Source organism: Pseudomonas sp. SG-MS2 (genome assembly GCF_009933855.1).
Taxonomy (GTDB): Bacteria; Pseudomonadota; Gammaproteobacteria; order Pseudomonadales; family Pseudomonadaceae; genus Aquipseudomonas; species Aquipseudomonas putida_E.
The window spans coordinates 16,253-29,056 of record NZ_MOMO01000132.1; the positions used below are offsets into that span (position 1 = coordinate 16,253).

14 protein-coding genes and 1 pseudogene are annotated in these 12,804 nt (G+C 62.2%); 4 read left to right on the forward strand and 11 right to left on the reverse strand.

Annotated features, from left to right (window positions below):
- The first annotated feature begins 18 nt into the window (after positions 1-18).
- Positions 19-645 carry a response regulator transcription factor gene (locus BLX42_RS11425; protein WP_046787756.1) on the forward strand — a complete coding sequence of 209 codons (627 nt, stop codon included), beginning with the start codon at positions 19-21 and terminating at the stop codon, positions 643-645.
- Positions 646-690: 45 nt separating this feature from the next.
- Here BLX42_RS11425 and BLX42_RS26545 read toward each other — a convergent pair whose 3' ends face one another.
- The 7 genes from BLX42_RS26545 to metG all read right to left on the reverse strand — a co-directional run bounded on the left by BLX42_RS26545 (position 691) and on the right by metG (position 6,397).
- Positions 691-867, reverse strand: a complete 177-nt coding sequence (locus tag BLX42_RS26545) for a PA3496 family putative envelope integrity protein (protein ID WP_046787755.1) — start codon at positions 865-867, stop codon at positions 691-693.
- 104 nt (positions 868-971) lie between these two features.
- A complete protein-coding gene (gene nth, locus BLX42_RS11430; RefSeq protein ID WP_046787754.1) occupies positions 972-1,610 on the reverse strand; it encodes an endonuclease III in 639 nt (212 codons plus the stop codon).
- A 4-nt stretch (positions 1,611-1,614) separates the two neighbouring features.
- Positions 1,615-2,139 (reverse strand): Rnf-Nqr domain containing protein, encoded by a 525-nt coding sequence (locus BLX42_RS11435; RefSeq protein ID WP_046787753.1) that lies wholly within the window; start codon positions 2,137-2,139, stop codon positions 1,615-1,617.
- The gene (locus BLX42_RS11440; protein WP_161871796.1) at positions 2,132-2,734 is read right to left on the reverse strand and encodes an RnfABCDGE type electron transport complex subunit G; all 603 of its coding nucleotides are present in this window, start codon (positions 2,732-2,734) and stop codon (positions 2,132-2,134) included. The genes BLX42_RS11435 and BLX42_RS11440 overlap by 8 nt, the downstream gene beginning before the upstream one ends.
- Positions 2,731-3,702, reverse strand: a complete 972-nt coding sequence (locus BLX42_RS11445; protein WP_161871797.1) for an RnfABCDGE type electron transport complex subunit D — start codon at positions 3,700-3,702, stop codon at positions 2,731-2,733. Before BLX42_RS11445 ends, BLX42_RS11440 begins: the two co-directional genes overlap by 4 nt.
- Before the next feature lie 8 nt (positions 3,703-3,710).
- Positions 3,711-4,259: an Rnf-Nqr domain containing protein gene (locus tag BLX42_RS11450; protein ID WP_161871798.1), complete on the reverse strand. Its 549-nt coding sequence runs from the start codon at positions 4,257-4,259 to the stop codon at positions 3,711-3,713.
- A gap of 92 nt (positions 4,260-4,351) precedes the next feature.
- Complete coding sequence (gene metG / locus BLX42_RS11455) at positions 4,352-6,397, reverse strand: methionine--tRNA ligase (protein ID WP_125924221.1); 2,046 nt, start codon at positions 6,395-6,397, stop codon at positions 4,352-4,354.
- Positions 6,398-6,553: 156 nt separating this feature from the next.
- Between metG and apbC the strand changes: the two genes are divergently transcribed.
- Positions 6,554-7,648 carry an iron-sulfur cluster carrier protein ApbC gene (apbC, locus tag BLX42_RS11460; RefSeq protein ID WP_161871799.1) on the forward strand — a complete coding sequence of 365 codons (1,095 nt, stop codon included), beginning with the start codon at positions 6,554-6,556 and terminating at the stop codon, positions 7,646-7,648.
- 201 nt (positions 7,649-7,849) lie between these two features.
- Here apbC and BLX42_RS11465 read toward each other — a convergent pair whose 3' ends face one another.
- The gene (locus BLX42_RS11465; protein ID WP_012273869.1) at positions 7,850-8,059 is read right to left on the reverse strand and encodes a cold-shock protein; all 210 of its coding nucleotides are present in this window, start codon (positions 8,057-8,059) and stop codon (positions 7,850-7,852) included.
- A 330-nt stretch (positions 8,060-8,389) separates the two neighbouring features.
- Between BLX42_RS11465 and dcd the strand changes: the two genes are divergently transcribed.
- Both dcd and BLX42_RS11475 read left to right on the forward strand, forming a co-directional pair.
- Complete coding sequence (gene dcd, locus BLX42_RS11470) at positions 8,390-8,956, forward strand: dCTP deaminase (RefSeq protein WP_012313046.1); 567 nt, start codon at positions 8,390-8,392, stop codon at positions 8,954-8,956.
- 98 nt (positions 8,957-9,054) lie between these two features.
- Positions 9,055-9,282, forward strand: coding sequence for a hypothetical protein (locus BLX42_RS11475; RefSeq protein ID WP_046787747.1), 228 nt, complete (start codon positions 9,055-9,057; stop codon positions 9,280-9,282).
- Between the two features lie 13 nt (positions 9,283-9,295).
- Here BLX42_RS11475 and pdeM read toward each other — a convergent pair whose 3' ends face one another.
- The 3 genes and pseudogenes from pdeM to BLX42_RS11490 form a co-directional block, all read right to left on the reverse strand.
- Positions 9,296-9,955, reverse strand: a complete 660-nt coding sequence (gene pdeM, locus BLX42_RS11480) for a ligase-associated DNA damage response endonuclease PdeM (RefSeq protein WP_125924220.1) — start codon at positions 9,953-9,955, stop codon at positions 9,296-9,298.
- Complete coding sequence (locus BLX42_RS11485; protein WP_161871800.1) at positions 9,952-12,405, reverse strand: ligase-associated DNA damage response DEXH box helicase; 2,454 nt, start codon at positions 12,403-12,405, stop codon at positions 9,952-9,954. The genes pdeM and BLX42_RS11485 overlap by 4 nt, the downstream gene beginning before the upstream one ends.
- Before the next feature lie 68 nt (positions 12,406-12,473).
- Positions 12,474-12,804 (reverse strand): annotated as a pseudogene (locus BLX42_RS11490) (succinylglutamate desuccinylase/aspartoacylase family protein); the annotation flags it as partial.

Genomic DNA, 12,804 nt, shown 5'->3' on the forward strand with positions numbered 1-12,804 from the left:
TGAATGAATGGATATCGCATGAATAAAGTCCTTATCGTGGATGATCATCCTGTCATACGCTTGGCAGTGCGCATGCTGATGGAGCGGCATGGATACGATGTGGTCGCGGAAACCGACAACGGCGTGGCAGCTTTGCAGCTAACCAGGAAGCACCTGCCCGATATCGTGGTGCTGGATATCGGCATTCCCAAGCTCGACGGGTTGGAGGTCATTGCCCGCATGGCCTCGGCAAGCCCGGGCAGCCGGGTGCTGGTGCTTACCTCGCAGGCGCCCGGGCATTTCTCGATGCGTTGCATGCAGGCGGGGGCTTCAGGGTATGTGTGCAAGCAACAGGAGCTCACCGAACTGCTCAGTGCGATCAAGGCCGTGCTGTCTGGTTACAGCTATTTTCCCAACCAGGCATTGCACAAGTCGCGCGGCCGGGTTGGGGGAGCCAGCGAGACGGAGATGGTCGATCGCCTGTCGGCACGGGAAATGATGGTGCTTCAGCAACTGGCCCGGGGCAGGTCCAACAAGGAGATAGCCGACAGCATGTTCCTCAGCAACAAGACGGTCAGTACCTACAAGACCCGTTTGCTGCTCAAGCTCAATGCTCACTCGCTGGTGGACTTGATCGAATTGGCCCGGCGCCATGGCCTGACGTGACCCTGAATACAGATAGCCTCCTTGAGGGAGGCTTTCTCGGTGTCGTTACAGGTCGTAGTCGAAATCGGCGAGTTGCCGTTGCAGGCGCCGCTCTTCGAGGAGGTTGTCAATGGTGCGACGCTTGCTCAGGTTGGTCTTTGCGGTTTCAACCAGAGGTTCGGCGTCGTCTTCAGCTGTGACAAAGTCTTCTTCGATCGACAGTTCGTCTTTATCGGTACTCATGAGTCGCTCCAAGCCAAGGGGCCATTGGCCGTCCTTATAGCGAGAAAGCGAAGTTTGGTAAAAAAGATTTTTTCAATCGGGGCGTGCATGAAATCGCTATCGAATCAATCGTCCGACGTCTTCTGCTTGAACTCGCACAGGTCTTCGATGCGGCAACTGCCGCAACGTGGCTTGCGTGCCTGGCACACGTAACGCCCATGCAGGATGAGCCAGTGATGGGCATCGAGCAGATAATCCTTGGGTACGAACTTGAGCAGTTTTTTCTCGACTTCCAGCACGGTCTTGCCCGGCGCGATGCCGGTGCGATTGCTGACCCTGAAAATATGCGTGTCGACCGCCATGGTGGGCTGGCGGAAGGCTGTATTGAGTACTACGTTGGCGGTCTTGCGGCCAACACCGGGCAGCGCCTCTAGCGCTTCACGGCTTTGCGGAACTTCGCCTCCATGCCGTTCGATCAGCAAGCGGCAGGCTTCGATCACATTCCTGGCCTTGCTGTTATACAGCCCAATGGTCTTGATGTACTCGCTCAGGCCTTCGACCCCGAGTGCGTAGATGGCGTGGGGGGTGTTGGCGACCGGGAACAGGCGGGCAGTGGCCTTGTTGACGCCGACGTCGGTGGACTGTGCAGACAGTGTCACGGCCACGAGTAGTTCGAAAGGGGTGGTGTAAGCCAGCTCTGTCTTGGGGTCGGGATTGTCTTCGTGCAGCCTGCGAAAGATCTCGAGGCGTTTTGCGGCATTCATGGGGTCAACGCTTTCCTTGACGACGTGAGAGGGCGGGGCCCGGGCGTAGACGATTGTACAAGGCCAGCAGCATGCCGAGCAGTATCAGTGCGCCGGGAGCAAGACTGGCCAAGGGTATGCCCAGCCCCTCGGTCAGCCACTGACGGATAACGCCAAGCGACAGGCAGAGGCCCATCAGGCCGGTCATCTGCAGGCAAAGTTGACGCCAGCGGTCCTTGTCTACCAACAGGTGGTCCGTAACCAGGCACTGCAGGCAGATCAGCGCCGGGAAGTAACCCAGCGCCAGGGCAAGCGGCAACGCCCAGGCGCGCAATGCCATCTGCAGGCAACTGACAAGGGCCGCTAGCAGTAGCAGGCTTGCCAGCGTGTACAGCGCACCGCCAAGCCTTGAGCGCACAAGAGTCAGCAGGGCCTGGTGAAGCACCGTCAGCACCAGCATGCTGGTGCCGATGACGGCGGCTTGAGTGAGCGTGCGTGTGGCGCCGAGTACAGGCGCAAGGCCTGCCACCAAAAGCCAGAACCTAGTCATGGGCGAGCGTCCCGAGCAGAAGGGCACGATGCTGGTCGAAGTAGCGCAGGGCATCCTGCTGTGCCTCGATCACCGCACGCGAAGTGACCGTCGCGCCGGCCAGTTGGTCGAAATCACCTTGGTCGCGCTTGAGTGCCCAGCGATCCTCCAGGCGACGGTCGGCAAATTGCGCGAGCCAGTTCACTTGCGGGTCGCTGATGCGTCCTCCGAGCCCCGGGCTTTCCTGATGTTCGATCACTTGTGTGCCGATCAGTCGACCTTGCACGTTTATGGCAATGGTCAAACGGATTGGTGCGGCGTAACCCTGTACCTGGCTAACCAGGACGACGGCTACGGGGGTCGTGCCGCGGTCAGCACGGTAGGCGGCCATTATGCGGCTATGCGGCGGTTGTTCTGCAGGGAGTGGCACAGGGGTGCTCAGTGGTTGATTGTCATAGCTGTGGGGGGGCAGCACCGAGAGGAACCGGCGCGCGTAAAACTGTTGCTCGGCCTCGGCGATGGGGGCGCGGGTCCAGTGCTGCCAGGCCAGCGTGCTCGCCAGTGCCAGGCTGCCCACTACCAGCAGTATCAATGCGCTGTGCACGTAGCGCCTCATGGCCTCACCTGCCGATACCGCAAGGCAAGGCGGTCCAGCGAGGGTACCGCAAGGTTCATCAGCAGGATGGCGAAAGCGGTACCATCGGGGTAACTGCCCCACGTCCTGATCAGGTAGATCAAAGCCCCTGCGCTCAGCCCGAACAGCAGCCTGGCGACGTCGGTCTTGGGGCCGGAAACAGGTTCCGTGGCAATGAAAAACGCTGCCAGCATGGTCGAGCCGCTGAGCAGGTGTAGCAGTGGTGAGCCGTTGGAGTCCGAGCCGGAGCCATTCCAGGCCAGCAGGCTGAACAGAAACAATCCTGCCAGCAAACCTGCAGGCGCATGCCAACTGAACACCTTGCGCTGCAACAGAAAAAGCCCACCCGACAGGAACGCCAGATTGACCCATTCGATGCCATGGCCGCCAACGTTGCCGAAGCCTGGGTGGCTGGCGAACAGCTCATCGATGGTCAGGCTACGGTTGTGCCTGAGGCCGTCGAGTGCGGTGGGTCCAGCCCACGCATCGATCTGCTCGCCATGGGCAAAGACCAACTGCAGACTATCGCTCAAGCCTGGCGCTTGTGCCGGCCAGTGGTTCATCTGCAATGGGAAGCTCAGCAGCACGAAGGCGTACCCAACCATCGCCGGGTTGAACACGTTACGGCCGGCCCCGCCGAAAGCTTGCTTGCCCAGGCCTATGGCAATCCCCGCTGCAATCACCGGCAACCACCACGGCGCCCCGGTGGGCAGGGCGAGGGCCAGGAGCACTGCAGTGACCAAGGCGCTACCATCGCTCAGTGCCGATGTGACCGGTTGGTTGCGCAACGCCAGCGCTGCCGCCTCGCAGCAAACAGCGCTGATCGCGCACAGCCCCAGGCTCCAGAGCAGGCCCCATCCCAGTAGCCAGAACGAAGCCAGCAGGCCAGGCAGGCAGGCCAACAAGACCAGGCCCATGGCTTTGCGCAGGCGTGGGTCAGGTGGTGCCATGGTCGGGCTCATTGCGTGAATATGCCGTTGAGGCCAGAGAACGCCATACCCATCACACTGGCGCCAAGCAGGGCGATGGGTAGGCCGCGCAGTGCGCCTGGCACCTGTGCGTGTTCGCAGCGCTGACGGAGGTCGTCGAACCACGCCAGGGCCAGCCAGAAGCCAAGCCCCGCCAGAGCCCCCCAACTCAGCGTGGCCAGCCATTCGCCCTGTTCACCTATTGCCTGAAGTGTCAGGCCCAGTGCCATGACATTCCCCAGTATCGGCCACATGAGGCTCTGCGTGGGCCACTGCGGGCGCAGCCTGGCAAGCGTCTGGGGGATGCCCCACGCGAGTAGCGCCTGCCAGGGCAGCAGCAGGAACATACGCAGGTCCTGCAGTTGCCAAGGCGCCACGATCCAGTGTTCAAGCAGTTGGCCGCCGGTGACTGCCAACACTATCGACAACGCGCAGGCCAGGCCGCACACATGTACGCGCAGCCGGGAGGCAGGCTGTCGGTGCAAAAGCAGGTAGCTGACCAGTGCGGCGCTGATCAGAATCAGGACATAGTCGTTCATGCAAATGACGATAGCCGTGAATCGCCTGCGCTGTCCGGCAATGCGCAAGGAGGATGAAAAAGCCCCGGCGGTGAGGCCGGGGCTGAGGGGGGTTACTTGATACGCTGGCCTGGCTTTGCGCCACTGTCAGGGCTGAGCAGGTAGATTTCTTCACCGCCAGGGCCTGCTGCCATGACCATGCCTTCGGAGACGCCAAAGCGCATTTTCCGTGGCTTGAGGTTGGCAACCATCATGGTCAGGCGGCCTTCGAGCCTGGATGGATCAGGGTAGGCCGACTTGATGCCCGAGAACACATTGCGGCGTTCGTCACCGATGTCCAGGGTCAGTTGCAGCAGCTTGTCGGCACCCGGCACCGCTTCGGCCTTGACGATCAGCGCCACGCGCAGGTCGACGGCAGCGAAGGTGTCGAATTCGATCTCTGCCGACAGCGGGTCCTTGGCCAGTTCGCCATTGCCGGCCGGTGCCTGCGCCTGGCCTTCGGCTGCCAGCAGGTCTTCCTTGCTGGCGGCAATCATGGCTTCGACCTTGGCAGGTTCTATGCGGCTCATCAGGGGCTTGAACGGGTTGAGCTTGTGGCTTTCCAGGCGCGACAGGTGGTCGCTCCAGGCCAGTGGCGCGACATTCAGGAATGCCTCGGCGTCGGCAGCCAGCAGCGGTAGTACCGGCTTGAGGAAGATCACCAGTTGGCGGAACAGGTTGATGCCCTGGGCACAGATCGCCTGCACTTCGTCCTGCTTGCCTTCCTGCTTGGCCAGCGACCAGGGGGCTTTGTCGGCGATCCAGGCATTGGCACGGTCAGCCAGGGCCATGATCTCGCGCATGGCGCGGCCAAAGTCGCGGGCCTCGTAGGCTTCGGCGATGCCCGGGGCAGCAGCCAGGAATGCCTCGGTCAGCTCCGGGGCTGCGTCGCCGGCAACCATCACGCCGTCATTGCCTTTGTGGATGAAGCCTGCGCAGCGGCTGGCGATGTTGACCACTTTGCCGACCAGGTCTGAGTTGACCTTTTGCACGAAGTCCTCAAGGTTCAGGTCGAGGTCATCGACGCCGCGCCCCAGCTTGGCTGCGTAGTAGTAACGCAGGTATTCGGGCTGCAGGTGATCCAGGTAGGTGCGGGCCTTGATGAAGGTGCCGCGCGATTTCGACATCTTCGCGCCGTTGACGGTCAGGTAGCCGTGCACGTTGACCGCTGTCGGCTTGCGCAGGCCCGCGCCTTCGAGCATGGCTGGCCAGAACAGGGCATGGAAGTTGACGATGTCCTTGCCGATGAAATGGTACAGCTCGGCCTTGGAGTCTTTGTTCCAGAACGCATCGAAGTCCAACTCTGGGCGGCGCGCGCACAGGTTCTTGAAGCTGGCCATGTAGCCGATCGGCGCATCCAGCCAGACGTAGAAGTACTTGCCAGGCTCGCCCGGGATCTCGAAACCGAAGTACGGCGCATCACGCGAGATGTCCCACTCCTGCAGCCCGGAGTCCAGCCATTCGGCGAGCTTGTTGGCCACCGCATCCTGCAAGGTGCCGCTGCGGGTCCACTGCTGCAGCATGGCCTGGAAGTCCGGCAGCTTGAAGAAGAAATGCTGCGAGTCGCGCAGCACCGGGGTGGCACCGGAGATGGCCGACTTGGGGTTTTTCAGTTCGGTCGGCGCGTAGGTGGCGCCGCATTTTTCACAGTTGTCGCCGTACTGGTCGTCAGCCGCACACTTTGGGCAGGTGCCCTTGATGAAACGGTCGGCCAGGAACATGCCCTTTTCAGGGTCGAAGTACTGGGTGACCGAACGGGTGGCAATGTGACCGGCGTCGCGCAGGCGCGAGTAGATCAGGCTGGACAGCTCGCGGTTTTCTTCACTGTGGGTGGAGTGGAAGTTGTCGAAATCCACCAGGAAGTCGGCAAAATCGCTGCTGTGCTCGGCCTGTACATTGGCAATCAGTTGCTCCGGCGTGATGCCTTCCTTTTCGGCGCGCAGCATGATGGCCGAACCGTGGGCGTCATCGGCGCAGACGTAGATGCACTGGTTGCCGCGCATCTTCTGAAAGCGAACCCACATATCCGTCTGGATGTACTCGAGCATATGGCCAAGGTGGATGGACCCATTGGCATAGGGCAGGGCGCTGGTGACGAGAATCTGACGTGGCTCGGACATGGTGGCTCGGCTACTTATCTGGCTCGGGGTAAATTGAAGGTGATCGGCCACTATAAAGGGCTGGCGAATATATTTCACCCCATGGACGCAACGGCTGACGATTGACGGGTTAGGATAGGCGCCTGTTCGATCAATCGTATGCCAATGGGAGCCTCCATGAGTGCCGTCACCCGTGCCGCCGTCGAAGGCGTGCTTCGTCAGTACACCGACCCTTATCTGAACCAGGACCCGGTCAGCGCCGGCTGTGTGCGTGCCATCGACATCCAGGGCGGGCAGGTCGCTGTGCAGCTGCAACTGGGGTATGCCGCCGGCTTGTTCAAAAATGGCTGGGCGCAGGTGCTGCAGACCGCGATCGAGAACCTAGACGGTGTCAGCTCGGCCCAGGTAACGATCGACTGCGTGGTTGCCGCGCACAAGGCGCAGGCCCAGGTGCCGGCCATGGCCAACGTCAAGAACGTCATTGCCGTGGCTTCGGGCAAAGGGGGCGTCGGCAAATCGACCACAGCCGCCAACCTGGCGCTGGCCCTGGCTCGCGAAGGTGCGAGGGTAGGCATTCTCGATGCGGATATCTATGGCCCCAGCCAAGGGGTGATGTTCGGCATCGCCGAAGGTACCCGCCCGCAGATCCGCGAGCAGAAATGGTTTGTACCGATCAAGGCGCACGGCGTGGAGGTCATGTCGATGGCGTTCCTCACCGATGACAACACGCCGATGGTCTGGCGTGGCCCGATGGTTTCCGGCGCGCTGCTGCAGCTGGTGACCCAGACAGCCTGGGATGACCTCGATTACCTGGTGATCGACATGCCCCCGGGAACCGGTGATATCCAGCTGACCCTGGCGCAGAAAGTGCCGGTGGCAGGTTCCGTGATCGTCACCACGCCGCAGGACCTGGCGCTGCTGGATGCCAAGAAAGGTGTGGAGATGTTCCGCAAGGTCAACATCCCGGTGCTTGGCGTGGTGGAGAACATGGCGGTGCACATCTGCTCGAACTGCGGCCATGCCGAACACTTGTTCGGTGAAGGTGGCGGCGAGAAGCTGGCCGCGCAGTATGGTGTCGAGCTATTGGCTTCGCTGCCCTTGTCGATGCTGATCCGTGAGCAGGCTGACAGCGGCAAGCCGACGGCGATTGCCGAGCCGGAAAGCCAGATCGCCATGGTCTACCAGGAGCTCGCCCGTCAGGTGGGTGCGCGGATCGTGCTGCAGGAAGCGGCAGCACCGGCGATGCCGAGCATTACCATCAGCGAGGATTGAATAAGCGGGGGAGCCTGCGCAGCCTGCATGTGGGCGATGATGCAGCTCCACGGGCGACATGCCCCGCCGCATGAAATGCCGGGGCCGCTTTGCGGCCCTTTACGACCGGTCCGGCGCCCCGGCAAGGCTGCCCCTGCAAACGGCCATAAAAAAACCCGCCAGAAGGCGGGTTTTTTTTGAAAGCGAGGAAGCTAAATCGACTTAGGCGATTTGAACTTCTTCAGCCTGCATGCCTTTCTGGCCGCGGGTAGCGACGAAAGTAACAGCCTGGCCTTCTTTCAGGGTTTTGAAGCCGTCAGCTTGGATGGCTTTGAAGTGTACGAACAGATCGTCACCCGACTGAGGGGTGATGAAGCCGTAGCCTTTCTCGTCGTTGAACCACTTAACAGTACCGTTTTGACGGTTGGACATTTTTCTGTCTCCTTGGACAAAGTTGATAACGGTCAGGAAAAACCCTGCCCGGGACTGAGCGCAAAGAGAGCAGAAAATTCAGCGTTGGGCCGATCAGGATCGTGCATCAAACTAGAGATTCTCGGTGTCACGTGCAGCACAGTGGTGTCACCTTAACCCACTTTCCGCAACCTGCCAATCACCAAGATGGCCTTTGATGAAATTCAGATCGGCGGCGGGCGCCAAGCCCCGTCTGACGCGGGATGTGGTATGGAACTTTAACCTGAGCGCCGGGACCGGTAATATGCGCTTCTCGTTTTTTCACCTCGCAACTCTCAGGACACCCCCGCCATGAGCATCAAATCGGACAAGTGGATTCGCCGCATGGCGCAGGAACACGGCATGATCGAACCGTTCGTCGAGCGCCAGGTGCGCGGCGAGCACGACAGCCGGGTGATCTCGTTCGGCGTCTCCAGCTACGGTTACGACGTGCGTTGCGCCGACGAATTCAAGGTGTTCACCAACATCAATTCGGCCACCGTCGACCCGAAAAACTTTGACGCCGGCAGCTTCGTCGACGTCAAGAGCGATGTCTGCATCATCCCGCCGAACTCCTTTGCCCTGGCCCGCACCGTCGAATACTTCCGCATTCCGCGCAACGTCCTGACCATCTGCCTGGGCAAGAGCACCTATGCTCGTTGCGGCATCATCGTCAACGTCACCCCGCTCGAGCCAGAGTGGGAAGGCCATGTGACGCTGGAGTTCTCCAACACAACCACCTTGCCGGCCAAGATCTACGCCAATGAAGGCGTGGCGCAGATGCTCTTCCTCGAATCCGATGAAGAATGCGAAGTGTCGTACAAAGACCGTGGTGGCAAGTATCAGGGCCAGCGCGGCGTCACCCTGCCACGCACCTGAGCCGACGAGCGCGGGGAATTAGTTTTCGCTCGGGTACTCCAAGCTAATGAACAGTGCCGCCATGCATGATGCGTGGCGGCCCTCGTCAGGAGTTGCCCATGAAACTCGATCCCGTAATCAGTGCGAAGCTGGCTGTGCTGCAGCCCAACCAGATCGGCTTGCTGGCATGGTCCCTGCTGGCCCATCCTGCCCCGATGCATCTGGGCGGCGTACCCGGTCAGCCCGACCCGGATACCCCGCAACCGGCCCAACCTGGCGACACGCCGCCCATGGAGCCGGGTGAGCCAACCCTGCCCGACGAACCTCCACCTGCGCCGGTGGCATGAACGCTCGATGAGATCAGACTTGCAGGGCCCAGACTTGATCTGTGCCCGCAAGGTAGATGCGACTCCCTAGGCCGGGCTCGACAGTCCATCCCCCGGTGAATTCACCGAACGCCGGTAGCAGGCTGACCTGCTGGTCCATCAGGAAGCAGGGCAGCCTGAGCCGCTGACGAGCGCGCCCGCGCAAGACGAATACCGGATGCACATGGCCGCACAGCACCGGGTGATCAGGGTGTGCGACCGGTTCGTGCTGGAGCGCGAACGGTGCCAGTAGCCAAGGTTCTTCCTCCACTTCAATGTCCAGCTGGGCTGGTGGATCGCCGGCATGGCGGTCATGGTTGCCGCGTACCAGCACGATGCGCAAACCGCCGTGCTGTTCTCTCCAGGCCTGTAACTGAGCCATCGTTGCAGGCGCGTGCGCCGTTCGGGCGTGCAGGAAGTCGCCAAGAATGATCAATTGTTCGCACTCACAGGCTGCCAGCAGAGCGTCCAGGCGCTTGAGCGTGGTTTGGGTGGTACCGCGCGGCACGGGTTGATGCAGTGCGCGGTAACTGGCGGCTTTGCCGATATGCACGTCAGCGACCAGCAACGCTCGCCGGGCAGGCCAATAGAGCGCGCGGTCCGGCATCAGCCACAGTGTTTGCCCGCAATGCTCGATGACCAGGTGCGTACTCATGCCTTCCTGCTCGCTGCTTGTTCAAGGTCCGCGACCATGCGCGCAATGCGATCGGCCAGTTTCTCTGTGGTCAGGGTCTCACGCATGCCTTCGACCAGTAACGTGAAAGCCAGTGGCCCGGGCCGTTGCAATTCACGCACATCCAGGCGCAGCTTGCTCATCCTGGCCAATTGACCTTGCAAGCGTTCGATCTCCAGTTCCTCACGCAGCACCTCATCCCGCGCCTGGCCAAGCAGCAGGTTATCGGCGTCATGCTTGCGAAACACCTCGTAGAACAGCCCGCTGGAGGCCTGGATCTGCCGGGTGCTTTTCTGCGCGCCTGGGTATCCGCCGAACACCAGCCCGGAGATCTGGGCGATTTCGCGAAAACGCCGCAAGGCCATTTCACTGGCGTTCAGGCTAGCCAGTACATCGTCCAGCAAGTGCTCGGTGGACATCGCTGCGGGCAGGTGGCCTGCCCAGTCCACAGGGGCCGGGCTAAGCAGTTCGAAGCCGTAGTCGCTGACGGCAATGGATACCGATAGCGGTTGGTTGCGGCTGACTCGCCAGGCAATCAGGTTGGCCAGACCAAGGTTGGCCATGCGGCCGGCAAACGGGTAGACAAACAGGTGCGAGCCTTGGCGTGTGACAAGGGTTTCGGCCAGCAGCGTCTGCGTGGTAGGCAAGGCCGACCACTGGCCTTGGAGTGCGAGCAAGGGCCGCACCGTGCGCATTTCTGGATCATCGAAATGGCCGCGGGCTGCGGCGTCGAGTTTCTCCACCAGGGCATCGGCCAGTTCGCTGGACAGCGGCATGCGTCCGCCATTCCAGCGGGCTACGGCGGCTTTACGGGTGGTGCTGCGGCGTACATAAGCAGTCATGTTCTCCACCCTCACAAGCTCGAGTATCCGCCCGGCGAACACCAGGGTATCGCCTGGACGCAGGCGGGCGATGAAGGCTTCCTCGACACTGCCCAGATGCTTGCCGCCGCCGCCTTTGCTCCAATACTTGAGCTGCAGGCTGGCGTCGCTGACGATGGTGCCGATGCCCATGCGGTGGCGCCGCGCCAGGCGCTCGCTGACAACCCGCCACACGCCATCGCTGTGGGCCTCGACGCGCTGGTAATCGGGGTAGGCGCTGAGCGAGCTGCCGCCGTGGCAGACGAAGTCCAGTGCCCACTGCCACTGGCTGTCGCGCAGATCGCAAAAAGCCCAGGTGCTACGTACCTCGGTGAGTAGCTCAGCGGGGCGAAAGCCGCAGCCCAACGCCATGCTGACCAGGTGCTGAACCAGTACATCCATGCACAGGCGCGGGGAGCGACGGGCCTCGATATGGCCCGCCGCAAGTGCACTGCGAGCGGCTGCGGCCTCGACCAGCTCCAGGCTGTGAGTCGGCACCAGGGTGACCCGTGACTGGCGCCCCGGGGCGTGCCCGGAGCGCCCGGCCCGTTGCATCAGGCGGGCGACGCCTTTGGCCGAGCCAATTTGCAACACCCGTTCCACGGGCAGAAAGTCCACACCCAGGTCCAGGCTGGAGGTACAGATCACTGCCTTGAGCGTGCCCTGCTTGAGGCTCAGTTCCACCCAGTCGCGGGTTGCGCGGGCCAGCGAGGCGTGGTGCAGGGCAATTTGCCCGGCCCAGTCGGGACGGGCGTCAAGCAGGGCCTGGTACCACAGTTCGGCTTGGGCACGGGTGTTGGTGAAAACCAGGCTGCTGGCGCTGCTGTCGAGCTCCCGGGCAACCTGAGCGAGCATCTTCAGACCCATGTGCCCGGCCCAGGGAAAGCGTTCGATGGTCTCGGGCAGGAGTGTGTCGACGACCAGGCGCTTGTCTTGGCGGCCCTTTATCAGTTGGCCACCCTTTGGCACCAGTACCTCGAGCGCATGCGGCAGGTTGCCCAGGGTGGCAGACAGCCCCCAGGTCACCAGTTGCGGATGCCAGCGACGCAAGCGTGCCAGGGCCAATTGCAGCTGTACGCCGCGTTTGTTCCCGAGCAGTTCGTGCCATTCATCCACCACGACCATGCGCAGGCTGGCGAAATCATCGCAGGCATTCGCACGCGTCAATAGCAGGGTCAGGCTCTCGGGTGTGGTGATCAATGTACTCGGCAGGCGCCGGGCCTGGCGGGCGCGCTCGGTACTGCCAGTGTCGCCGCTGCGCACGCCGACACTCCAGTTCAGGCCAAGGTCGTCCAGCGGCGCTTGCAATGCGCGTGCGGTATCGGCCGCCAGCGCGCGCATGGGGGTAATCCACAAGACCTGCAATGGCGCCGGCTGACGCCCTGCGCGCGGCTTGGCGAAGGTGCGCAGTGCCGCCAGCCAGAGGGCGTAGGTCTTGCCGGCGCCGGTACTGGCATGCAGCAGCCCCGACTCGCCACGGCCGACTGCGGCCCAGGCTTGGCGCTGGAAGGCGAAGGGCTTCCAGCCGCGCATGCGAAACCAGGCATTGGCAATGTCAGGAGGGCTTGGCATGGGGCCGTCGGGTCCTTCGAAGGTTGTGCTTCTACTGACCACCGGCCCGGCGGTTTGGTTTTACCGGGTCAGTTGGCCAGCAGGTAGCCGCTGCGACACACCTGTTCACCGGCGACATGTGCGATGACCATGCCCGTCGTGGCCATGCGCCGAACGCTGCGGGCATACAGCAGGCCAGGCTGGCGGTTGTGCACGGCAGTCACCCGGTCGCTGAGCGGGTCGATGACTTCAGCGACCAGTTGCCCGGCTTCCAGATACTGACCGGGGCGGGCGTGATACACCAGCAGCCCGCCCAGCGGGGCCGATATCGGCTCGACGGCGGCCAACGGGGTCGCAGCCCGGGGCAGGGGTGGCAAGGGCACTGCAGGGCCTTCGATGACTCCGGCGTGAATCAGGTAA